At 60.1% G+C, this 21,605-nt stretch carries 19 protein-coding genes, 1 tRNA gene and 1 pseudogene; 9 read left to right on the forward strand and 12 right to left on the reverse strand.

What is annotated here, in order from left to right; all coding sequences use genetic code 11:
* Positions 1-27: 27 nt before the first annotated feature.
* A complete protein-coding gene (gene gltX, locus HFK74_RS11060) occupies positions 28-1,509 on the reverse strand; it encodes a glutamate--tRNA ligase (protein ID WP_008056328.1) in 1,482 nt (493 codons plus the stop codon).
* 220 nt (positions 1,510-1,729) lie between these two features.
* Here gltX and HFK74_RS11065 point away from each other — a divergent pair, with 220 nt between their 5' ends.
* Both HFK74_RS11065 and HFK74_RS11070 read left to right on the forward strand, forming a co-directional pair.
* On the forward strand, positions 1,730-2,818 hold the full coding sequence (locus tag HFK74_RS11065; RefSeq protein ID WP_180203525.1) for an HlyD family secretion protein: 1,089 nt from the start codon (positions 1,730-1,732) through the stop codon (positions 2,816-2,818).
* A 49-nt stretch (positions 2,819-2,867) separates the two neighbouring features.
* Entirely contained in the window at positions 2,868-4,358 is a 1,491-nt protein-coding gene (locus HFK74_RS11070; RefSeq protein WP_180203718.1) for an MDR family MFS transporter, read from the forward strand.
* A 108-nt stretch (positions 4,359-4,466) separates the two neighbouring features.
* On the opposite strand, the gene uvrB is transcribed toward HFK74_RS11070, so the two are convergent.
* Positions 4,467-6,482, reverse strand: coding sequence for an excinuclease ABC subunit UvrB (gene uvrB / locus HFK74_RS11075; RefSeq protein ID WP_180203526.1), 2,016 nt, complete (start codon positions 6,480-6,482; stop codon positions 4,467-4,469).
* Between the two features lie 336 nt (positions 6,483-6,818).
* Between uvrB and HFK74_RS11080 the strand changes: the two genes are divergently transcribed.
* Both HFK74_RS11080 and HFK74_RS11085 read left to right on the forward strand, forming a co-directional pair.
* Positions 6,819-8,015, forward strand: coding sequence for an amino acid aminotransferase (locus HFK74_RS11080; protein ID WP_180203527.1), 1,197 nt, complete (start codon positions 6,819-6,821; stop codon positions 8,013-8,015).
* 262 nt (positions 8,016-8,277) lie between these two features.
* Complete coding sequence (locus tag HFK74_RS11085; RefSeq protein ID WP_180203528.1) at positions 8,278-8,481, forward strand: hypothetical protein; 204 nt, start codon at positions 8,278-8,280, stop codon at positions 8,479-8,481.
* Here the strand turns inward: HFK74_RS11085 and HFK74_RS11090 are convergent.
* Positions 8,478-8,708 carry a hypothetical protein gene (locus HFK74_RS11090; protein ID WP_046817880.1) on the reverse strand — a complete coding sequence of 77 codons (231 nt, stop codon included), beginning with the start codon at positions 8,706-8,708 and terminating at the stop codon, positions 8,478-8,480. The two genes, HFK74_RS11085 and HFK74_RS11090, sit on opposite strands and share 4 nt — an antisense overlap.
* 230 nt (positions 8,709-8,938) lie before the next feature.
* Between HFK74_RS11090 and HFK74_RS11095 the strand changes: the two genes are divergently transcribed.
* Positions 8,939-9,014, forward strand: a tRNA-Asn gene (locus HFK74_RS11095).
* Between the two features lie 142 nt (positions 9,015-9,156).
* Here HFK74_RS11095 and HFK74_RS11100 read toward each other — a convergent pair.
* Positions 9,157-10,674, reverse strand: coding sequence for a nucleobase:cation symporter-2 family protein (locus HFK74_RS11100; RefSeq protein WP_180203529.1), 1,518 nt, complete (start codon positions 10,672-10,674; stop codon positions 9,157-9,159).
* Positions 10,675-10,930: 256 nt separating this feature from the next.
* On the opposite strand from HFK74_RS11100, the gene HFK74_RS11105 reads away from it, so the two are divergent.
* On the forward strand, positions 10,931-11,212 hold the full coding sequence (locus HFK74_RS11105; protein WP_180203530.1) for a BrnT family toxin: 282 nt from the start codon (positions 10,931-10,933) through the stop codon (positions 11,210-11,212).
* Between the two features lie 3 nt (positions 11,213-11,215).
* On the forward strand, positions 11,216-11,539 hold the full coding sequence (locus HFK74_RS11110; protein WP_180203531.1) for a BrnA antitoxin family protein: 324 nt from the start codon (positions 11,216-11,218) through the stop codon (positions 11,537-11,539).
* Positions 11,540-11,602: 63 nt separating this feature from the next.
* Here the strand turns inward: HFK74_RS11110 and HFK74_RS11115 are convergent, their stop codons facing one another.
* Both HFK74_RS11115 and HFK74_RS11120 read right to left on the reverse strand, forming a co-directional pair.
* Positions 11,603-12,430: an arylamine N-acetyltransferase gene (locus HFK74_RS11115; protein ID WP_180203532.1), complete on the reverse strand. Its 828-nt coding sequence runs from the start codon at positions 12,428-12,430 to the stop codon at positions 11,603-11,605.
* Positions 12,431-12,526: 96 nt separating this feature from the next.
* Complete coding sequence (locus HFK74_RS11120) at positions 12,527-13,321, reverse strand: exodeoxyribonuclease III (protein WP_180203533.1); 795 nt, start codon at positions 13,319-13,321, stop codon at positions 12,527-12,529.
* A gap of 155 nt (positions 13,322-13,476) precedes the next feature.
* On the opposite strand from HFK74_RS11120, the gene HFK74_RS11125 reads away from it, so the two are divergent.
* Positions 13,477-13,779: a hypothetical protein gene (locus HFK74_RS11125; RefSeq protein WP_180203534.1), complete on the forward strand. Its 303-nt coding sequence runs from the start codon at positions 13,477-13,479 to the stop codon at positions 13,777-13,779.
* A 61-nt stretch (positions 13,780-13,840) separates the two neighbouring features.
* Here the strand turns inward: HFK74_RS11125 and HFK74_RS11130 are convergent, their stop codons facing one another.
* The 3 genes from HFK74_RS11130 to HFK74_RS11140 form a co-directional block, all read right to left on the reverse strand.
* Entirely contained in the window at positions 13,841-14,131 is a 291-nt protein-coding gene (locus HFK74_RS11130) for a hypothetical protein (protein WP_180203535.1), read from the reverse strand.
* A gap of 208 nt (positions 14,132-14,339) precedes the next feature.
* Positions 14,340-15,746, reverse strand: a complete 1,407-nt coding sequence (locus HFK74_RS11135) for a DUF1254 domain-containing protein (protein WP_180203536.1) — start codon at positions 15,744-15,746, stop codon at positions 14,340-14,342.
* 123 nt (positions 15,747-15,869) lie between these two features.
* Complete coding sequence (locus tag HFK74_RS11140; protein WP_180203537.1) at positions 15,870-17,441, reverse strand: GGDEF domain-containing protein; 1,572 nt, start codon at positions 17,439-17,441, stop codon at positions 15,870-15,872.
* A 208-nt stretch (positions 17,442-17,649) separates the two neighbouring features.
* On the opposite strand from HFK74_RS11140, the gene HFK74_RS11145 reads away from it, so the two are divergent.
* Positions 17,650-18,123, forward strand: a complete 474-nt coding sequence (locus HFK74_RS11145) for a hypothetical protein (RefSeq protein ID WP_180203538.1) — start codon at positions 17,650-17,652, stop codon at positions 18,121-18,123.
* On the opposite strand, the gene HFK74_RS11150 is transcribed toward HFK74_RS11145, so the two are convergent.
* From HFK74_RS11150 to HFK74_RS11160, 3 genes and pseudogenes are all read right to left on the reverse strand, one after another.
* On the reverse strand, positions 18,124-18,783 hold the full coding sequence (locus HFK74_RS11150) for a ribonuclease T2 (RefSeq protein ID WP_180203539.1): 660 nt from the start codon (positions 18,781-18,783) through the stop codon (positions 18,124-18,126).
* Between the two features lie 146 nt (positions 18,784-18,929).
* A pseudogene (locus tag HFK74_RS11155) lies at positions 18,930-19,717 on the reverse strand (lipopolysaccharide biosynthesis protein).
* A 101-nt stretch (positions 19,718-19,818) separates the two neighbouring features.
* The gene (locus HFK74_RS11160; RefSeq protein WP_180203540.1) at positions 19,819-21,573 is read right to left on the reverse strand and encodes a murein L,D-transpeptidase; all 1,755 of its coding nucleotides are present in this window, start codon (positions 21,571-21,573) and stop codon (positions 19,819-19,821) included.
* Positions 21,574-21,605 lie beyond the last annotated feature (32 nt).

The following is a 21,605-nucleotide window of genomic DNA, read 5'->3' on the forward strand; positions in this document are numbered from 1 at the left end:
ATGGCCATCAGTCCGTCATCAAGCGTGTCAGGCGATAGCGCCCAACAGCTTTTCCCACTCCTTGTTTTCTTTCTTCGACACGCCGCCCAGCAGGTCGATCGCCTGGCGCAGACGGAATCGGGTCAGGTCCGGCCCGAGGATTTCCATCGCATCGAGTACCGACACCGAGCTGGCCTGGCCAGTGATGGCAGCGAACATCAGCGGCATGGCGTCACGCAACTTAAGCTCCAGGGATTCGACCACCGCCTGAATGGTCGCGGTGATGCTGTCCTTCTCCCACTGGCGCAGGCTTTCGAGCTTCCACAGGATCAACTGCATCAACTGGCGAACCTGATCACCCGAGAGCTTCTTCGATTCGAACAGCTTGGCATCCGGATTCACCCCACCGGCAAAGAAGAACCCGGCCAGCGGTGCGACCTGGCTGAAGGTCTCGACGCGGCCCTGCACGTGCGGTGCGATCTTCATCATGTATTCAGCGTTGAACGCCCACTTCTGCACGCGCGCGGCGAACTCTTCCACCGGCAGGTCACGCAGCCACTGGCCGTTGAGCCACGACAGCTTCTCGATGTCGAAAATCGGCCCGCCCAGGGAGACGCGCTTGAGATCGAAGTTGTCGACCATTTCCTGCAGCGAGAACTTCTCGCGCTCGTCCGGCATCGACCAGCCCATGCGGCCCAGGTAGTTGAGCATGGCTTCGGGCATGAAGCCCATGCGCTCGTAGAAGGTCACCGAGGTCGGGTTCTTGCGCTTGGACAGCTTGCTCTTGTCCGGGTTACGCAGCAGCGGCATGTAGCACAGCTCCGGTTGTTCCCAGCCGAAGTATTCGTACAAGAGGATCAGTTTCGGCGCCGACGGCAGCCACTCTTCGCCACGCAGCACGTGGGTGATGCCCATCAGGTGATCGTCGACCACGTTGGCCAGGAAGTACGTCGGCAGGCCGTCGGTCTTCATCAGGACTTGCATGTCCATGCGGTCCCACGGGATTTCCACGTCGCCACGCAGCATGTCCGGCACCACGCAGACGCCTTCGCTCGGCACCTTCATGCGGATCACGTGCGGTTCGCCAGCGGCCAGGCGGCGCGCCACTTCTTCCTTGGACAGCAACAGCGCACGGCCGTCGTAACGTGGGGTTTCACCACGGGCCATTTGCTCGGCGCGCATCTGGTCCAGCTCTTCGGCGGTACAGAAGCACGGGAAGGCGTGACCCAGGTCGACCAGCTGCTGGCAGTACTTCTGGTAAATCTCGCCGCGCTCGCTCTGACGGTATGGACCGTGCGGGCCACCAACGTCCGGGCCTTCGCTCCAGTCGATACCCAGCCAGCGCAGGGCGTCGAAAATCTGCTGTTCGGACTCGCGGGTCGAACGCAGCTGGTCGGTGTCTTCGATCCGCAGGATGAACTCACCGCCGTGCTGCTTGGCAAAGCAGTAGTTGAACAGTGCGATGTAAGCGGTACCTACGTGGGGGTCCCCGGTAGGCGATGGCGCGATGCGCGTGCGGACGGTGGTCATGGCAAGTCTCGAAAAGAAGATCAAACAAAGGGCGAATGGTAACAGGCGACACCCGCCCCGCTCCAGTGAACAGGGCATTTAAGCCAAGTTTGCCTCTACAACGCCCGTATGCCGTGGTGAATGGCCGAATATCAGCCGATGGCATTTACCGTTTATCGGCTGTATGCCAGATTCACCTGCTGATAACTTTCCTTACATATTCTCGACTACAGTTTGCCCCATGCCTGCCCAACTCAAGCGTCGCCTGTCCATCTTCCTGTTGATTGTCCTGCTGATCGCCGGGGGCTTTTTCGCCCATTGGTTTTTCAACGGGCGATTTTATGAAAGCACTGACAACGCCTATGTCCAGGGTGAGATCACTCGGGTGTCGAGCCAGTTGGGCGCGCGCATCGACGAGGTGCTGGTGCAGGACAACCAGCACGTCGACAAAGGCCAGTTGCTGATCCGCCTCGAAGGCGATGATTTCCGCCTCGCCGTCGAGCGCGCCAACGCGACACTCGCCACCCGCCAGGCCGAACGCCTGCAAGCCCAGAGCAAACTGACCCAGCAGGCCAGCCTGATTGCCGCCAGCGACGCGCAGGTGGCGTCCAGCCAGGCGAGCCTGGGCCGCTCACAGATAGACCTGACCCGCGCCGAGACCTTGCGCAAGCCCGGTTATGTCTCGGAAGAGCGCGTGACCACGCTCTCGGCCGACAATCACATTGCCCGCTCACAATTGCTCAAGGCCCAGGCGGACGCCCAGGGCCAGCGCCAGCAAATCAATGCGCTGAACGCCGAAATCAAGCGCCTCGACGCGCAGATCGCCAATGCCAGGGCCGACCTGGCCCAGGCCGAGCTGAACCTCACCCGCAGTGAAATCCATGCGCCGATCAGCGGCCTGATCGGCCAGCGTGCCGCGCGCAATGGCCAATACGTGCAGGCCGGCGCCTATTTGCTGTCGGTGGTGCCCGATGAAGACATCTGGATTCAGGCCAACTTCAAGGAAACCCAGATTGGCCACATGCAACCCGGACAGAAAGCCGAACTGACCTTCGACGCCTACGGCGACACGCCGATCGAAGCCCGGGTCGACAGCCTGTTCGCCGCCTCGGGCGCGCAGTTCAGCCTGTTGCCGCCGGACAATGCCACGGGCAACTTCACCAAGGTCGTGCAACGGATCCCGGTGAAACTGACCTTCGCCGCAGACAACCCGTTGCGTGGCAAGATCCGCCCGGGCATGTCAGTGACCGCCAAGGTGAACATCAAGGACGCGCCTGAAGACCTCACCAGCAAACTAAGCAGCAAAGACACCCCTGACGATGGCCGGTGATCAACTGATCCGCCCGGTCGGGGAACCGACCCGGCGGGACTGGATCGCGGTGATGAGCGTGATGCTCGGCGCCTTCATGGCGGTGCTCGACATCCAGATCACCAACTCCTCGCTCAAGGACATTCAGGGCGCGCTGTCGGCAACCCTGGAAGAAGGATCGTGGATTTCCACCTCGTACCTGGTGGCGGAAATCATCATGATCCCGCTGACCGCGTGGCTGGTTCAGCTGTTATCGGCGCGACGCCTGGCGGTGTGGGTATCCCTCGGTTTTCTCGTTGCCTCGCTGCTGTGCTCCATGGCCTGGAGCCTGGAGAGCATGATCGTCTTTCGTGCCTTGCAGGGTTTCACGGGCGGCGCGCTGATTCCGTTGGCGTTCACCCTGACCCTGATCAAACTCCCCGAACATCACCGCGCCAAAGGCATGGCCATGTTCGCCATGACCGCCACCTTCGCCCCTTCCATCGGCCCAACGCTCGGTGGCTGGCTGACGGAAAACTGGGGCTGGGAATACATTTTCTACATCAACATACCGCCTGGCCTGCTCATGATCGCCGGCCTGATGTACGGCCTGGAAAAGAAGGCCGCCCACTGGGAACTGCTGAAAAGCACCGACTACGCCGGGATTGTCACCCTGGGCGTCGGCCTGGGCTGTTTGCAGGTGTTCCTGGAAGAAGGCCATCGCAAGGACTGGCTGGAGTCGGACCTGATCGTGGCTCTGGGCAGCATCGCGCTGATCAGCCTGATCACCTTCGTGATCGTGCAGTTTTCCAAGCCCAATCCGCTGATCAACCTCGGCATCCTGGGCAATCGCAATTTCGGCCTATCGAGCATTTCCAGCATCGGGATGGGGGTTGGGCTGTACGGGTCGATCTACTTGTTGCCGTTGTACCTGGCGCAGATCCAGAACTACAACGCCCTGCAGATCGGCGAAGTGATCATGTGGATGGGCGTGCCGCAGCTGTTCCTGATTCCGCTGGTGCCCAAGTTGATGAAGGTTGTCTCGCCGAAATGGCTGTGCACCATTGGCTTCGGCCTGTTCGGCCTGGCGAGTTTTTCCTCTGGCGTGCTCAACCCGGATTTCGCCGGGCCACAGTTCAACCAGATCCAGATCATTCGCGCCTTGGGCCAGCCGCTGATCATGGTCACCATTTCGTTGATCGCCACCGCGTACATCCTGCCCCAGGATGCGGGCTCGGCGTCGAGCCTGTTCAACATCCTGCGCAACCTCGGAGGCGCCATCGGCATCGCCCTCCTCGCCACCCTGCTGGATGCGCGGACCAAGACCTACTTCGATTATCTGCGCGAGGCGATCGTGCCGAGCAATCCGCAGGTGGCCGAGCGCCTGGCGTCGTTGACCAGCACCCTGGGCAACGAAACGGCGGCGCTGGGCAAGCTCAGCGAGATCGCCCACCAGCAGGCGTCGATCATGGCCTATAACGATGCGTTTCATTTTGTCGGGATTGCGCTGGGGATCAGCATGCTGGCGGTGTTGCTGACCAGGACATTGCCGGCGGGGTTGAAGGCTGGGGAAGCACATTGAGACCACCACCCCATCTGTAGGAGCTGGCTTGCCAGCGAAGGCTGCATCAGGGCCACCATCCATTCGCTGGCAAGCCAGCTCCTACAGGTCAACGTTGTCTCTGCTCTTTCAGACAGTAATCAACCGCTCCCGCAACTTGGCAATCTCGTCGCGCATCTGCGCCGCCGCTTCAAACTCCAGGTCACGCGCCAACTGGTACATCTTCTCTTCCAGCGCCTTGATGCGCTTGGCGATCTCACCCGGCGAGCGCAGCTCGGCTTCGTAGCGGGCGTTTTCCTCGGCGGCCTTGGCCATGCCCTTGCGCTTCTTGCTGCGCGAACCCGGCACGGTGGCGCCTTCCATGATGTCGGCAACGTCCTTGAACACGCCCTTGGGCGTGATGCCGTTGGCCAGGTTGAAGGCGATCTGCTTGTCGCGGCGGCGCTCGGTTTCACCGATCGCCCGCTCCATGGAGCCCGTGATCCGGTCGGCATACAGGATCGCCCGGCCATTGAGGTTACGCGCCGCCCGGCCGATGGTCTGGATCAGCGAGCGCTCGGAACGCAGGAAGCCTTCCTTGTCGGCATCGAGGATGGCCACCAGCGACACTTCCGGCATGTCCAGGCCCTCGCGCAGCAGGTTGATCCCCACCAGCACATCAAAGGTGCCAAGGCGCAAGTCGCGGATGATTTCCACCCGCTCCACGGTGTCGATGTCCGAGTGCAGATAGCGCACGCGCACGCCGTGATCGGCCAGGTAGTCGGTCAAGTCCTCGGCCATGCGCTTGGTCAGCGTGGTGACCAGCACTCGCTCTTCCAGCGCGACGCGCTTGGTGATTTCCGACAGCAAGTCGTCGACCTGGGTCAGTGCCGGGCGGATCTCGATTTGCGGGTCCACCAGCCCGGTCGGACGCACCACCATGTCAATCACGCGCCCGGCGTGTTCGGCCTCATAGTTGCCCGGCGTCGCCGAGACAAAAATCGTCTGCGGGCTGATGCTTTCCCACTCGTCGAAACGCATCGGCCGGTTGTCCAGCGCCGACGGCAGGCGGAAGCCATATTCCACCAGCGTCTCTTTACGCGAGCGGTCGCCTTTGTACATGGCGCCCACTTGCGGCACGCTGACGTGGGATTCGTCGATCACCAGCAAGGCGTCGGCCGGCAGGTAATCGTAGAGGGTCGGCGGCGCTGCCCCAGCTTCGCGACCGGACAGGTAGCGCGAATAGTTCTCGATGCCGTTGCAATAACCCAGCTCGAGAATCATCTCCAGGTCAAACCGGGTGCGCTGCTCCAGACGCTGTGCCTCCACCAGCTTGTTGTTGGAACGCAGGTATTCCAGGCGCTCCTGCAACTCGACCTTGATCCCTTCGACGGCAGCCATCAGGGTTTCCCGGGGCGTCACGTAGTGGCTTTTCGGGTAGAACGTGAAGCGCGGCAGCTTGCGGATGACCTCTCCGGTCAGCGGGTCGAATGCCGACAGGCTTTCCACTTCATCGTCGAAGAGTTCGATGCGGATCGCTTCAAAATCCGATTCCGCCGGGTGGATATCAATCACATCGCCGCGCACACGGAACGTCGCGCGGGCGAATTCCATGTCGTTGCGGGTGTATTGCAAGTCCGCCAGGCGTCGCAGCAATTCACGCTGGTCGAGCTTGTCGCCGCGATCCACGTGCAAAACCATCTTCAGATAGGTTTCCGGGCTGCCCAGGCCGTAGATGCACGACACCGTGGTGACGATGATCGCGTCCTTACGTTCCAGCAAAGCCTTGGTCGCGGACAGCCGCATCTGCTCGATATGGTCGTTGATCGAGGCGTCTTTCTCGATGAAGGTGTCCGAAGACGGCACGTAGGCTTCAGGCTGGTAGTAGTCGTAGTAGGAAACGAAGTACTCGACGGCATTGTTCGGGAAGAACGCCTTGAACTCACCGTACAACTGCGCGGCGAGGGTCTTGTTGGGCGCCAGCACCAGCGTCGGGCGCTGCACCTGGGCGATCACGTTGGCGATGCTGAAGGTCTTGCCTGAACCTGTCACACCGAGCAACGTCTGGTGCGCCAGCCCGGCCTCGATGCCCTCGACCATCAGGCGGATAGCCTCCGGTTGATCGCCGGCGGGCTCGAAGCGGGTGACTAGCTGGAATTCAGACATGTAGAACCTCTGGGATCACTCTTGCCGGTTAAACCGACACGAACGAGAAAGACCGCAAACGACCGATGTCGCCCGAGGAAAAAACTGGATTGCGCTCAATGTGGAGCCGATTGCCAGCGCTTTCAAGGCAAACGTCCTACAACGGGTAAAGCCTTTGACGACGCCAATCGACTAACGGTCGAAAAATAATGGAAAAAACTTACCTTAAAAGCCGATTCGTCTGTCGCCATCAATCGCAGATGGCCTCTATACTAGCTCCCCGTTTGTGCACCGCTCTAGTGCATTCGGCTGGAGCGCGACACGTCCCTCCATTCTCCATTCAGAGCCGCCGCAAAAATGAGCCTGTTCTCCGCTGTCGAAATGGCACCACGCGATCCAATCCTGGGCCTCAACGAAGCATTCAACGCCGATACCCGTACCAACAAGGTCAACCTGGGAGTCGGTGTTTATTGCAACGAGGAGGGGAAAATTCCACTCCTGCGCGCCGTTGTCGAAGCCGAAACCATTCGCGCCGCTCAACACGTTTCCCGTGGCTACCTGCCAATCGACGGCATCGCCGCCTACGACCAGGCGGTGCAAAAGCTGCTGTTCGGCAATGATTCGCCGCTGATCGCTGCCGGCCGCGTCATCACCACCCAGGCTGTCGGTGGTACCGGCGCACTGAAAATCGGTGCCGACTTCCTCAAGCAACTGCTGCCGAACGCCGTTGTGGCGATCAGCGACCCGAGCTGGGAAAACCACCGCGCGCTGTTCGAAACCGCCGGTTTCCCGGTGCAGAACTACCGTTACTACGACGCCGCGACCCACGACGTGAACCGTACCGGCATGCTGGAAGACCTGAACGCGCTGCCAAACGGCTCGATCATTGTGCTGCACGCCTGCTGCCACAACCCGACCGGCGTGGACCTGAGCCCGGCGGACTGGAAAAACGTCCTGGAAGTCGTTAAAGCCAAAGGCCACGTGCCGTTCCTCGACATGGCCTACCAGGGCTTCGGCGATGGCATCGACGAAGACGCCGCTGCCGTACGTATGTTTGCTGAGTCGGGCCTGACGTTCTTCGCTTCCAGCTCGTTCTCCAAGTCGTTCTCGCTGTACGGTGAGCGCGTTGGCGCCCTGTCGATCGTCAGCGAATCGAAAGAAGAAAGCGCGCGCGTACTGTCGCAAGTCAAACGCGTGATCCGCACCAACTACTCCAACCCGCCGACGCACGGTGCCAGCGTTGTCGCTGCGGTGCTGAACAGCCCGGAACTGCGCGCCCAGTGGGAAGCCGAACTGGCCGAAATGCGCCTGCGTATTCGTGGCATGCGTACCCAGATGGTCGACCTGCTGGCACAAAAAGCGCCTCAGCGCGATTTCAGCTTCGTCGGTCGTCAGTGCGGCATGTTCTCCTACTCCGGCCTGAGCGTTGAACAAGTGCATCGCCTGCGCAACGAGTTCGGCATCTACGCCCTGGACACCGGTCGTATCTGCGTGGCTGCGCTGAATCAGAGCAACATCAAAGTTGTGACGGATGCGATCGTTCAGGTGATCTGAGTCGTCTGCCGATAAGAAAAACGGGAAGCCACGGGCTTCCCGTTTTTTATTTGTCGCAGATAATTTTCGGCAACCGGAGCGAGCCCTCTAAACTGCACACATCTATCCACTGTAGGAGCGAGCCTGCTCGAGATGGTCGTCAACGATGACTCGGGAAACCTGACGCCCCGTGGTGCCCTCAGGTTTTTCGCGAGCATTCGAGCGTCGACCGGCTGCTCCTACAGGGTTTTAAGTACACCCGAGATTTCTTACGAGAGCCCAAATGAAAAACGATGACCTACGCGCCGACCGCGATGACCTGGATGACTTCATCCCCCGCGCCCCGGCCAAACAACGCAGCAACAACCTGGTGATGCAAGTCGCTGCCGGCGTGTTTCTCGGTGGCCTGGCCCTGTGGCTGGTGCAGCTGGGTGCCACGGCGCTCTATGCCAAACTGATGCTTGGCACCATTACCTTCGGCGGCTAGGCCAGTTCGGTCGCGCGCTGGCTGGCGGCATCGTCATAGGCGACATACAGAGATTCAGCGACCTGGCTCTTGATCGCCTTGGTGCTTTCCAGGCCCAGGACAAAACCCTCGGCCTTCCCCCCCGCACGGTTCAACTCATCGGCGTTGCTGGCCTGGGTGATTGCATCGAACAGTTTTTCGGCGTGCGGGCCGACGCCCTTGGGCAGGCTGATTTGCGCGATGCTCATGGGAACACCCCATTGTGTTGAGGTTTTGTGGCGGTCAAGCAAGTCATGGCACGTACCTTATCGGCGAATGGCCGGCAGCGCGTGGAACCACTTCCGGGCAGCCATGTTAGCCCCCCCAAGCGATTCCGGTAACCGCCAATCGGTGATAAACCACCGTCCGTCCCGATGAAATCCTCATTTTACTATCAAACGCTTGACTTCTCTTTTTGAATCAGTAACATAGGCGCCATTCCGCGATAGCTCAGTTGGTAGAGCAAGTGACTGTTAATCACTGGGTCCCTGGTTCGAGTCCAGGTCGTGGAGCCAGACAGCAATATCAAAAGCCCCTGAATTGAAAGATTCAGGGGCTTTTTTGTGGCCGATGCAAAAGACAGCGATTTTTTGATCCGCAAAGAAAAAGCCGATCTGTCTATTCAACAGATCGGCCTTTTTTCATCCGCGATGCAGGTCAGACATGCTCGCTGCTTTTAGCCAGCACCGGTCGCGGGTCGACCGCCCCGTGCGCCGATTCCACCACCGGGATCTCCTTGCCATCACAGTCGTGCAACTTGCCGTCGCTGAAGTAATCCCCTTCGCGCAACGCCGCCAGGTCCTGATAGCGCAGCACCCGCTCGGTACCGGCCGCAAACACCGACTGCTGGTCGGAGTTACCGGCGGTGAGGTGGTTGAAGGTCAGGTTGAGCACGATCGCCATGATTGCCGAGGAGCTGATGCCCGAATGGAAGATCGTGGCGAACCAGCTTGGGAAGTGATCGTAGAAGTTCGGCGCGGCAATCGGGATCATGCCGAAACCGATGGAGGTCGCGACGATGATCAGGTTGACGTTGTTGCGGTAGTCGACCTTGGACAGCGTCCGAATCCCGCTGGCTGCAACGGTGCCGAACAGCACGATACCGGCCCCGCCGAGGACGGAGGTGGGCACCGCGGCGATCACACGCCCCATGAACGGCAGCAGGCCGAGGATCACCAGGAATAGGCCGCCGGTCGCCACCACATAACGGCTCTTGATGCCGGTCACCGCCACCAACCCGACGTTCTGGGCGAAGGCGCTTTGGGTGAAGGAGCCGAAGATCGGTGCGATCATGCTCGACAGCATGTCCGCCCGCAGACCATTACCCAGGCGCTTGGAGTCGACCTTGGTGTCGATGATTTCACCCACGGCCAGGATATCGGCCGAAGTCTCCACCAGGGTCACCATGACCACGATGCACATCGACAGGATTGCCGCGAAGTGGAAGGTCGGCATGCCAAAGTGGAAGGGGGTCGGGAAACCGAACATCGGCCCCTGGCCGACGGACGAGAAATCCGCCATGCCGAGGAACACCGCGATCAGCGTCCCGATGACCATCGCCAACAGGATCGACAACCTTGAGATGGTGGCGCTGCCGATCTTGCTCAACAACAGCACCAGCACCAGCGTCACCGCTGCCAGGCCGATGTTGGCCATGCTGCCAAAGTCAGGGGCATGACTGTTGCCACCCATGGCCCAGCGCGCCGCTACCGGCATCAGCGTCAGGCCGATGGTGGTGATCACGATGCCCGTGACCAGCGGTGGGAAGAACTTGGTGATTCGCGAGAACACCGGTGTGATCAGCAACCCGATCAGGGACGCGGCTATCACCGCCCCCAGGATCGACTGGAACCCGCCTTCACCACCGCTGCTGACAATCGCCACCATGGTCGCGACACCGGAAAACGACACGCCCTGTACCAGCGGCAACTGACAACCGAAAAACGGTAGACCCAGGGTTTGCAGCAACGTGGCCAGCCCCCCCGCAAACAATGAAGCAGCAATCAACAAACCGATGTCCGCCGGCGACAGCCCGGCGGCCTGACCAATGATCAAGGGCACCGCGACGATGCCACCGTACATGGTCAGAACATGTTGCAGGCCGTAAGCCATATTCGCGCCGATCCCGAGATTTTCATCTTCAGGCCGTTGGTGTGAAACATGGGGCGTTTTCATGTTAGGGGGTTCCCTGGTTTTTGTTATGCGCACACTGTATTCAAGATCTAGGACAAATGTCTATAGAGTTGTATACAACTTGCCAGTCAAATTATGAACGGTCGTTCATGCAGACTGAGTGCCACCGCGCTCCAGCTCGCAAAAAAACCCTGCAATACATCCGTCCGCCCCATTCTCCCGCGCCCACTAGTCTTTTGAATTCCTGGCGACCATCGGTAGCGATCGCCGTCTTTCATATACATATAAAGTATGCATAATGAAGCCATTCGAAATTCAGTATCACAAGGCGAAGAACGCAGCCAACAAACTCAAGCACCTGGGCATCAGCCTCGCTGAGACGGAGCCAGTGTTCCATGATGAACGGGCACTGACCCTTGAGGACGATCACCATGATGAACAACGCTGGATCATCATGGGGCTGGACGCCAAAGGTCGTTTGCTGGTCGTGGCGTACACCTACCGTGACCCGAATTTCGTTCGAATCATTTCCGCGCGCCTCGCCAGCAAAAACGAGCGCCGCCAGTATCTGGAGGTTTGACCCATGAAAGACGAGTACGACTTCAGCCATGCCAGGCGCGGGGCAATTGCCCCCGGCAAAGGCAAGACCCGCATCACCATCATGCTCGATGACGTCGTCATCGAGGCGGCACGCGCGCTCGCAGAGAGCGAGGGCTACGGTTACCAGACCGCGATCAACAACACGCTGCGTCGGGCGTTGCTGACCGAGCATGACAAAGCCGAGAGCAGTACGGCCAGGCACCTGAAAAAGGGGATCACCGCCTCTGAGTTGAAAAGCCTGGAAAAAAAGCTCGCGCAAGCCCTCAGCGAAATTCAGCGGGTGATGGAGCCCGAAGCCCAGCCGTAATCAGGCACGGAAAAGGGGCAGGCCGATCCAATCCGCACTTTTATTGTGTGCACGATGAACCGCCTATTGCGGCGCTATCAATCGCTCAAGTGTGCGCATCAACGTCGGATGCGTGGGCACCCGAATATCGAACTCGCTCTCCAGGACGCCGATCAACGCCTCTACATCGGCCACTTGCCGGCGTTCACTGTCCTGCCCCATGTGATGAATGGCAAAGCTGCCGTTGTTGAGGGTACGTCGCCACCCTTCCCCGGTTCGGGCCACCATCAGCTGTTTAACGAACGATGATTCGGGGTGGGTCGAGACGTACCAGTTGCCGACCGTGTAATCGATGTCCTCCTGGCGCTGCAGGTCGAAGATGTACATTGGGCGCCACTCATTCGCGACCTTGGCGCGAAGGGTGTAGCCGTCGGCGTGCTGCTCGATGCGATACGGCTCATGGGGTGTCAATTGCTCATCGAGGCTGTCGAGCAACAGCGGTGCGGTGGGCACCATGCCGCCGAAACCGACGTCGGTGATGTAGCGCACGCCATCGAGGGTCACCAGGCTCAGGCGGTGAGTACGCGCGGTCCAGGCGCCTTCCGGCTGGCCCATGACCACGCGCCCGCTAATGCCCCGCGCGTCGAAGCCGAGCGCCTGGAGCAAGGTCAGAAACAGATAGTTGAGTTCGTAGCAGTAACCGCCGCGCCTATCCTGCAGGACCTTTTGCTCGATCGACGCCAAGTCGATGCGCACCGGCTCGCCCGCCAGCGTGGTGAGGTTTTCAAACGCAAAGGCACCGGTGTGACGCAATTGAAGCAGGCGCAGGGTTTCAAGCGTCGGCGCGGGGGGCGCTTCGAATCCCAGGCGTTGCAGGTAGGCAGCAGGGTTTTTCAGACGTGGCTCGCTCATCGCTTGATCCTTATGCACGCAAGCTGTGGACGCTATGTATAAGGGATGAAGGGGCACGGCCGACAATTGATTTAGCCAATCGGCCGGCAAGAAAAATCAACGGCGCTTGCGCGAGCCCAATTGAATCCAGGTGGGCGCATGGTCGCTGGCATGGGGTTCGTTGCGCACCCAGGCATCGACACCGGCCTCCTCCAGGTAAGGACTCAAGGCCGGGTTGAGCAACAGGTGATCGATGCGTAACCCGGAGTTCTTCTGCCAGTGCTGGCGAAAATAGTCCCAGAAGGTGTAGACCCGCTCGTGCGGATACAGATGACGCACGGCATCGGTCCAGCCCTGATCCAGCAGGCGCTGATAACACTCGCGGCTCTCGGGTTGCAGCAAGGCATCCTTGAGCCAGGAACGTGGGTTGTAGATATCGAGGTCGGTGGGAACCACATTGTAGTCCCCCGCCAGCACCACCGGATGCTCACTGCCCTGTAGCGTCTGCGCGTAGCGTATCAGGCGCTCGAACCAGGCCAGTTTGTAATCGAACTTCGGCCCCGGTTGCGGGTTGCCGTTGGGTAAGTACAGGCACCCCACCACAATCCCGTGTACGGCCGCTTCCAGATACCGGCTGTGACTATCGTCGGCATCGCCCGGCAGGCCTCGGCGGCTTTCCAGCGGCTGCGCATCCCGCGCCAGGATCGCCACCCCGTTCCACGACGCTTGCCCCTGCCAGATCGCGCCGTAGCCGATGGCCTCAAGCTGCGCGGCGGGAAACGCACTGTCGACCGACTTGAGTTCCTGAAGGCAGGCGATGTCCGGCTGCTCACGCTCAAGCCAGGCCAACAGATTCGGCAGGCGGGCGCGCATGCCGTTGACGTTGAACGTCGCGATTCGCAGCTTTTTCATGACCACCGTCCCGTTTGGCTCGGCCTCATGGCTGTGACCGCATGGCCTGCCAGGTGTTCGGTCCAGCGTAGCCTGCCACTCGTCATCCAGCTGGCACCAACCGCCCTGCCCTTCACACCAATTTCAGGTAACGACTCATCTTTTGGAGACGGACCATGATGAACACCAGAATCGCTTCACTGTTTCTCGCTGGATTGCTGTGCACGGCCTCCCTGGCTACCTTCGCTGCGTCCGGCGATGATGCTGATACGACGAGCACTAAATCCGGCGCAACCAGCGGCCCTGTCATGCCACCGGACAACACGCCGAGCTCGCCCTCGGGCGGCAACGCCGGTGACGGTGGTGCAACCGGTTCTTCAAGTGGAAGCGCGGGCAGTAACAGCGGTTCGGGTGCCGGAGGTGGCACCGGGGCAGCCGGCGGCGGGACCGGCGGGGCTGGCGGCGGGACGGGCAGCTGAACGCGTAAGGGCAGCCGATGATGGTCCATCGTCGGCTGCTTGCAACATCAGTGCATTAAACTCATTCGACGATTGTCGGCAAATTGTCCAGGCTATCGCCGGGGGTGTTATTGGCGACTGTTCGTAAAAAAACCTCGTCATGCACTTCGACCCTGGCTCCCTTCACATAATCATTGTCACTTCTCTTCAACAGTGTGTTGAACGGCACCCCCTGATTGATCAACTGCACCACAAACCCCACGGGCACCCAACACCATTGGGGTTCGTCTCTCCCACAGGCAAAAACAGCGAGAATATTTGCGCTGTTGCGATCTGTCTTTGTCTTGGCTATGTAAAACTGCATACGACTCATACTGCTTAATCCTTTAAATGAAAATATCCCTGTCACACGCGTCAGAATCACACCCGCAACAAACGATCCCTGTGAGCCGCAGATCATAAAATGCAGCGTTTGCGTACGCTCGAACGTTTGTATTGGAAAAGATTACCTGCAACCACCTGAACACTGCCGGCAGTTCAGCCGACGACGTCCAATCGCCGGCTGCCTGGATTGCCCGCGCCTACATCTGCTTGACCGCTGGCGGATTCCACTTGCCGTTCAACGCCTCGGCCTTCGGACCGTACAAGCGCATGGTCAGGTTGAATGGGCCCTTGGGCGCCGGTAGCCAATTGGCCTCCAAGTCCTTGCCGGGGCTTTCATTCTGGAAGTAGATGTCCAGCGAACCGTCGGCGTTGCTCTTGAACGGCATCCAGCTGCTGACCGCAAAGCGGTTGAGCCCGTTCCCCACCTGGAAACCTTCGGGGTCGTAGAGCGTGATCGACCAGAAGGCGTTCACCGGAGGCGCCTCATCCTTGGGGAAATGCAGTACGTACTTGTGCGCGCCGTCGAGGGGTTTGCCGTCTGCATCGCCGATATTCAACGGATAAATCGCGTCTTCGGGCAAGTTGGCGCCGAGCCCCACCTGCGCCACGATCGCGCGCTTGAGGTAATAGTTGCCGTAGACGCCCATGGTGTCGGTGTTCATCGACCAGCCATTGACCACGCGTGCAAGGGTCGGCACCTTCCACGTCATCAGTGCTTGCGCGTCCTTGGGCGCAGTCTCCAGCGCCGCTCTTATTTCAGGGTCCAGGGCATCCATGCTGAACGACTTGCCCGGCTCGATGCCGATGCGCTTGATCTGCGCCAGTAGCGGCTGGTCGGTGCCGTGGGCCGGATGCACCTTGAGCAGTTCGGCGGCATAGGCGAAGTAGTCGGCCGCCGACATCGTGTCGACCTGGATTTTCGGTGGGGTGGTCATGTCCACGGCCGGGTCGATCTTGATCGCGACCGGCTCTGCGCCCTTGCCCAGCCGGGACAACGGCGTCACCGTGTAGCCGGCCTGGATCTTGTGCACCGCCGCGTAGTCCGCCGCGCCATCGGTCTTGGTGCGCCCGATCACCCAGACAAAGGGCGTCGGTGCCGGCAGATGGTTCAACCCCGCAGGCACGGTGCCGGTCCAGCCCGGTGGCGTCACCAGGAACTGTGCGGCGTCGGTTCCCGTGGTGCGCCAGCCCGGCGAAGCGAATACGTCACTCCACATGTCGAGCATCGGCAGCAAGTAGAAGCGTCCTGCGGTGTCCGGCGCGGCGATGACCAGCGGTTCCTTGGTCAGGTCAAGCCAGGCGATGGAATACAAGGTGTCGAAATTGGACCGCACCACCCCTTTGAAACTCGCGGGCGGGTACTCAGGCACACTCACGAACATGTTCATCGGGCCTTTGCCGAACTCCTTGCCCGGTTCGATGTTGGTAAATTGCTTGCGGGTGATGTCCATGGTCAACAGCGGGTAAAAATAAACGTAGGCATCCACGCCGATGGCGTGCGCTTCTTCGGCGGTGATTTTCGATTGCGCCTGACTGACCAGCGGAAACACCGCGCTGGACACAACGATAAGGGCAATGGAGGTCAAAGCTTGGGTTATCGACATAGTAGCGACCGTCCGTGCGATGGGGAGATCTGCCGGGGCCGGCAGAGCTATCGGAACTCTAGACGATCAAATGAACAAGTTCTGACAGGCAGACAATCGGCTACCGGCAGTCGCGCAGCGGCATCAGCGATCCGATCGCATCAGCGCCTCGGCCACGCCCTCCATCGACAACGTCGCCGAACGGTTCCTGCCCGAATGCTTGGCCTGGTACAGCGCCGCATCCGCGCGCTGGATGAACACTTCCATGCTGTCGCGCCCCGTCGGCACGAACGAATAACAACCGAGGCTGACGGTCACGTACCCGCTGGGCGAACCCGTATGGCTGATGTTCTTGCCCATGACGGCACGGCGAATCTGCTCGGCAAGGGTCATGGCGCCCTGGATATCGGTGTCGGGCAGCAACACCGCAAACTCTTCGCCACCGTAGCGCACCGCCAGATCGGCCTTGCGATGGCAACAACTTTTCACGGCACGCGCCACTTCGGCCAGGCAGTGATCGCCCACCACATGACCGTAGGTGTCGTTGTAGCGCTTGAAGAAATCGATATCGAGCATGATCAGGCTCAGCGGGCTGTGCTGCCGGGCGCCGCGCCCGAATTCGATGTCGAGGGCCCGCTCGAACAACCGGCGATTGGCCAGGCCGGTCAGGCTGTCGTGGGTGGCAATCAGCTCCAGCGCTTGCTGAGCCTGGCGCAAATCCGCCTCGACCTGTTCACCGACACGCACCTGGCGAATGAACACCCAGCCGATCAATCCGATGCCCAGCATGACCAGCACGACAATGGCGCTGGAGCGCAACGCCGTGTCGTACCAGCCCGCCAGGATCGAGTCCCGGGAAGATGCCGCCGAGACCACCAGCGGGTAGGCCTCCAACTGCCGATAGCCATGCAGGCGGATAATCGAGTCCATCTCGGAAGCGAACATCGCGTTGCCGGAAGTTGCCCGGGGCAGCAGGTTCTGAAAGATTTCCCCGTTGGCCAATGACGTACCGATCTGCGCCTGCACATAGGGCCGACGGGCCAGCAAGGTGCCGTCTGTCAACGCCAGGAACATCGCGCCGTTGTCGTCGATGCTGAAGCTTTTGAAGAACCGCTCGAAGTACGACATCTTGATCCCGGCCAGCAGCACCCCCTGGAACTGGCCATTCCTGTCATTGACCCGCCTGGAGATCGGAATGATCCATTCGCCATTTTCCCGACTACGGATGGCCGGGCCGATGTGCGCGACGGTTGAGACATTCTGCTGGTGAAACTTGAAGTATTCGCGGTCCGCCACGCCGTTCCCGCGCGGCAGTGCTTCAAACGAGGTGACGACCCACTGGCCCTTTTGGTCGAACAACAGGATGCCGTGCATTTGCTCCAGCGCCTGCACTCGCCGGGCGAACGTTTTCTGCAAACGCGGACGCTGGGCCGGGCCGGATCCGTCGGCCTGAATCCAGTCCACCAGGCTGGTCAGCACCAGATCGGCCTGCATGAAGGTGTCTTCGGCCTGTTGTGCCATGGCCCGCGTCAGGTTCGACGAAGCGACCTGGGCCTGGCTCAAGTCATGGCGCCGGGATTGTTCCAGTTGCAAATAAAGCAAGCCGCAAAGGCACAGGCACACCGCGCCGATAAACACCACCGCTGCCTTGCGCAGCGGTATGCGTTTCAAGGCAACGCCCTGGGCGTGGTACAGGTCATCAAGGCGTGTTGGCAAAAAGCGCTCCCTGAAAGGACAAGGCACGAGCGACACCCCACGCCTCCTGATTTTGTGCGCCAAGTTTACGGTGTTACCCTCGAGAAAAGGGCAGCAAATGCCAAATGATTACCCCGTTTCTGGAAATCGTCAGGGGCATGACGCAGGACAACAGCCGCATCACTCTCAAGGAGCTACGATGAGTGTTACACCACGACAGGGAAACGAAATGAGCAAGGCAGACGAGTTGGCCGCAAAACTGAAACAGACCCGGCCTACCAGCCTGATCGATCAGGCGATCGACAGCTGGCCGGACCAGGTTAATGAGCTGTATCACCGGATCGAGACCTGGTTGCAGCCCTTGACCGGGGCTGGCCTGGTTCTGCGGCGCAACCCCACTCACGTGTTCGAGAGCCACCCGCTGGGTGATACGTTCGACTATGCCATCGACCAACTGGTGATCACCGGCAATCACCACAGCATCACGTTCGACCCTGTTGAGCGCTTCACGGCGGATGGCGAGGGACGTGTCGAAATTCACGCCAGTGACAACGAACTGGCCCTGTTACGTACCGTGGACGAACACGGCGCAACACATTGGTGGCTACAGACGATCGAGCAAGCCGCAAGGCGACCGGATGCGGTGGCGCTGACCGAAAACAATCTGCTGTCGGTGGTACAGGCAGGACTGGCGCTAGGTTGATCACCGCAAAGGCGGAACCCGGATATCCCCGGCACGGCACTGTGTCTTCACGCCTTTGCCGCAAGAGGCAAAGGCCAGGTCCTTGTCCATGCAGACCCGAACCTCGGACAACTGCGGCCCGTTGCAGATCACCACAATGCCATCCGCCGCCATCCCCGGATTGCTTTGGCGGAACATCTGCGCAATATCCCGGGCTGAAAAATAATGGGTGCTGCTCAACGGTTGCAGTTGTTCGGGAATCCTGACCGCACCCAAGGCCTTGTCGGAAGCCTCCAGATAACCGATGGCGCCGAGGCCGCTGCACGTGCCGTGCTTGGCCCATTCGTGCTCAAGCAGCTTCTGCGACGGGTACAGCATCAAGCCCTTCGCCCGCTCCTCTGCCGAGAGCTTGACCCTCGGCGCACAGGACTTCGGCCAACCACCCTGGGTGTATTGCGGCCAAAGGCCGTGAAGCACAAAGCCATAGCCTTTGCCGGAACATTGCGCATCGTCTCGATGGGACAGGCAGTAGGTGGGTGACCAGGACAGCGCCAGCAGGTAGTAGTCGAATACCCCCGCCACCGATTGCGGCCTGGCGCTTGCTGAATCCCGCGCGCTGCTCGGGCCCGCGCTGGCGAACGTCAACACGATCAGCGCGACCACGGCGCAAAGTCTGTTCATCGGCACGCTCCCGCGGGCTGGCTTGACCGCCAATATCATCGACCGACAATGGGTCGGTGAAAAGCCGGTACTTTGGCATAGCCACGAACGCTTTCGCACCACGAGAGTGATTCGAAATGATGAATGCCGTGCAGACGAACAATCCGTCAGAGCAACCTGTCGAGTTCTGCCTGGGTCATCCGGGGGATCAATCGAGGTGGAATTTTCGAGACATCGGACAGGTTGTAGACCTGAAAATCCTCGTTCACGACCTGCTTGGACAGGATCTCGAACGACGGCAGGATTCGCGTATGAAAATGCTCATCGAGCACACAGGGAGAAACGAATCTGCCGGGCACTTCATAGAAACGCCCCACTGCCGGGTCCAGGTCGACGCCCACCAGAAACACCCGGTTGAATCCCAGGTGGTAGGCAAGCTGCAAAGCCAGGTAGGCCACGGTACGGGCGTCAAAAAAACCACGTTTAAGGTTCTTGCTGAAACCCAGGGTTTTACTCCGCCCCCTGCCTAGCTTGCGGACCCGGACAAGGTCTTTGTCAGTCCTGAAAAAATCACGCCACAACAACCTGGGTGCCCGGCTCAGCAAGTACAACTTGCCCTGGGGCTTTAGCGACGTGTGCCAGACATGTTTTTCCCACAGTGCAACCCGCTCGCTGATGCGCATGGCCTCGGTGAACAACTCCGGTTGCTGTTCTGAAAATCCCTGGTCGGTGCAGACATAAAAGAACGGGGTGATACCCGTCCCTTTGAATTTCGAAATGGCACCATTCATGGTGATCATTGGAACGTCGGCATACGTGTGCAACGGAAAGTCTTTGGCCGATGCACCGACGCCACGATGAACACTGGCCCCTTTTGAATGTTGCGGCACTCGTCCAGGTCGTGCACCCGGAGAGCCCCCGTGATAAGCGTCGTTTTTTTGTCGGCAACATCCATATCAATGTCCCTATCCCTGTTGATTGATCAACTGCGACCCGTTTTCATCTCCATAGTTTCAACGGGTCCCCCCGACCTGGCTTGTCGATAAAGCTCCATGACTACAACTTGTCTTGACCTGTTACGACCAGCGACGGCTCTGCACTTTGCAACTCCAGGGCGGGCAACTTGGAAGGCTGGTTCAAGAGTCGCAACACCGGGGAATCGTAACCATAAACGTCGGGTTTGAACGTCACCCGTCCGTCGGTATTCAGGTCCACTGTCCAATAGGCCAGCAGCACGGGCACCTTGACCGGAAGCTTGATGTTTTGGGTCTTGCCGTTCGCCAGCTGCTTTTGAATACCCGCCGCGTTCCAGCGCACAGGGTCGTTGAACAACAGTTCGACCAGTTGCAGCGGGTTCTCCACCCGGATGCAGCCGGAGCTGGTGGCGCGCATGGATTTGGCGAACAGCTCGCGATGCGGAGTGTCGTGGAGGTAGATCGCATAGTCGTTGGGGAACCGGATGACCACTTGCCCAAGCGAGTTGTCCGGGCCGGCGTCCTGGCGCAGTGTGATGCCGCGCGCATTGGACCAGTCGACGGTCGACGGATCGAGCGTGTTGCCTTCCCGATCCAGGGCGCGAATCCGGTTGGCCGCGAGGTAGCCCGGATTCTGCTGGATCTTGGGCAGCATATCCTTGACGAGAATCGTCGGCGGAACGGTCCAGGTGGGGTTGAACGTGATGTAGGTGATTTCGGACTGGAAGACCGGCGTGCTGCGAAACGGCTTACCGACCTGCACCCGGGAACGCCAGATCGGCTGGCCGTCACGATACAGGGCGACCTTGTAGCCAGCTATATCGACGATCACAAACGTGCCTTGCAGCTTATAGAGCAACCACCGCGCCCGCTCCATGTTCACCCGCACCTGGTCGATTCGCGCCTCGACCGGCACATTCAGTGCCGCCAGGGTCCCCGCCCCCGCCACGCCATCGGCGCCGAGGTATTGCTCGAGCTGATACTTCTTCACCGCGGCAATGACACTGTCGTCGTAATCGGTGCGCCTGGACTTGTGCGGGTCCAGGTATCCGGCCGCCACCAGGCGCGCGCGCAATTGCCTGACCGCGGCATTGTCCATGCCGGGCTTGAGCGACTGTCCTTCGGCGACTTTCGGCCAACCGCCGGCATCACGAACCCTGCGCAATTGCGCGAGGCTTTCGCGCAGGCTGCGATAAACGGCCTCCTGGGGCGGCGCCTGGGCGAAAGCGCGAGCGACGTCGTGATCATCCAGGGCGGTAAAGAAGGTGTTCATGTCCTCGCGAGGATCGACGCCCTCGGGATCGAAGTTCCAATGAAAATCCAGGCGTGCCGGATCGACCTTGCCCCGGCGCAAATGCAGCAGCGCCGTGACGTAGGTGCGGGTTGCCGCAATATCGAAAGCCGCCCATTGCGCCGGTGTCGGCGCCGTTGCCTGCAACGCCAGTTGCGCCTTGGCCAGTTCGCCAGCCCGGTAATCCTCAGGCACCAGGCCATCGGCCTGGGTGCCATCCAGGCCCTTGAGCAATTGGCTGACATCGCGCCCGTTCATCCAGGCGGCGCGGAAATTGCGGTGCGAATAGAAATCCAGCACCACCCGGGTGACATCCACCCGTTGGTGCTTGCGCGAGGTCAGCAGGGGAGGAAATGCCGATTGCAGGGGTTCGAGCTGCGCCTGGATCGCCTGGCCGAACTCATCATCGGGTGCAGCGCCGAGCACACTCACCGGCGCCGGAGATACCGGCACGATCGGCGAAGTTTCCCCCATAGCAGTGCCGCTGATCAGAAAGACCATAAAAAATACACGGCTTATGACGAATAACCTTGTTAATTGACCCATGGATAATCCTTAATCGCCTGTAATCAAAGGGC

This window comes from Pseudomonas sp. SbOxS1 (genome assembly GCF_013416725.1).
Classification (GTDB): domain Bacteria; phylum Pseudomonadota; class Gammaproteobacteria; order Pseudomonadales; family Pseudomonadaceae; genus Aquipseudomonas.

What these genes read in the sequence shown, in the direction of transcription:
- gltX (WP_008056328.1), bottom strand. Translation starts at nt 1,509, where the DNA reads ATGACCACCGTCCGCACGCGCATCGCGCCATCGCCTACCGGGGACCCC.
- HFK74_RS11065 (WP_180203525.1), top strand. Translation starts at nt 1,730, where the DNA reads ATGCCTGCCCAACTCAAGCGTCGCCTGTCCATCTTCCTGTTGATTGTC.
- uvrB (WP_180203526.1), bottom strand. Translation starts at nt 6,482, where the DNA reads ATGTCTGAATTCCAGCTAGTCACCCGCTTCGAGCCCGCCGGCGATCAA.
- HFK74_RS11080 (WP_180203527.1), top strand. Translation starts at nt 6,819, where the DNA reads ATGAGCCTGTTCTCCGCTGTCGAAATGGCACCACGCGATCCAATCCTG.
- HFK74_RS11085 (WP_180203528.1), top strand. Translation starts at nt 8,278, where the DNA reads ATGAAAAACGATGACCTACGCGCCGACCGCGATGACCTGGATGACTTC.
- HFK74_RS11090 (WP_046817880.1), bottom strand. Translation starts at nt 8,708, where the DNA reads ATGAGCATCGCGCAAATCAGCCTGCCCAAGGGCGTCGGCCCGCACGCC.
- HFK74_RS11100 (WP_180203529.1), bottom strand. Translation starts at nt 10,674, where the DNA reads ATGAAAACGCCCCATGTTTCACACCAACGGCCTGAAGATGAAAATCTC.
- HFK74_RS11105 (WP_180203530.1), top strand. Translation starts at nt 10,931, where the DNA reads ATGAAGCCATTCGAAATTCAGTATCACAAGGCGAAGAACGCAGCCAAC.
- HFK74_RS11110 (WP_180203531.1), top strand. Translation starts at nt 11,216, where the DNA reads ATGAAAGACGAGTACGACTTCAGCCATGCCAGGCGCGGGGCAATTGCC.
- HFK74_RS11115 (WP_180203532.1), bottom strand. Translation starts at nt 12,430, where the DNA reads ATGAGCGAGCCACGTCTGAAAAACCCTGCTGCCTACCTGCAACGCCTG.
- HFK74_RS11120 (WP_180203533.1), bottom strand. Translation starts at nt 13,321, where the DNA reads ATGAAAAAGCTGCGAATCGCGACGTTCAACGTCAACGGCATGCGCGCC.
- HFK74_RS11125 (WP_180203534.1), top strand. Translation starts at nt 13,477, where the DNA reads ATGATGAACACCAGAATCGCTTCACTGTTTCTCGCTGGATTGCTGTGC.
- HFK74_RS11130 (WP_180203535.1), bottom strand. Translation starts at nt 14,131, where the DNA reads ATGAGTCGTATGCAGTTTTACATAGCCAAGACAAAGACAGATCGCAAC.
- HFK74_RS11135 (WP_180203536.1), bottom strand. Translation starts at nt 15,746, where the DNA reads ATGTCGATAACCCAAGCTTTGACCTCCATTGCCCTTATCGTTGTGTCC.
- HFK74_RS11145 (WP_180203538.1), top strand. Translation starts at nt 17,650, where the DNA reads ATGAGCAAGGCAGACGAGTTGGCCGCAAAACTGAAACAGACCCGGCCT.
- HFK74_RS11150 (WP_180203539.1), bottom strand. Translation starts at nt 18,783, where the DNA reads ATGAACAGACTTTGCGCCGTGGTCGCGCTGATCGTGTTGACGTTCGCC.
- HFK74_RS11160 (WP_180203540.1), bottom strand. Translation starts at nt 21,573, where the DNA reads ATGGGTCAATTAACAAGGTTATTCGTCATAAGCCGTGTATTTTTTATG.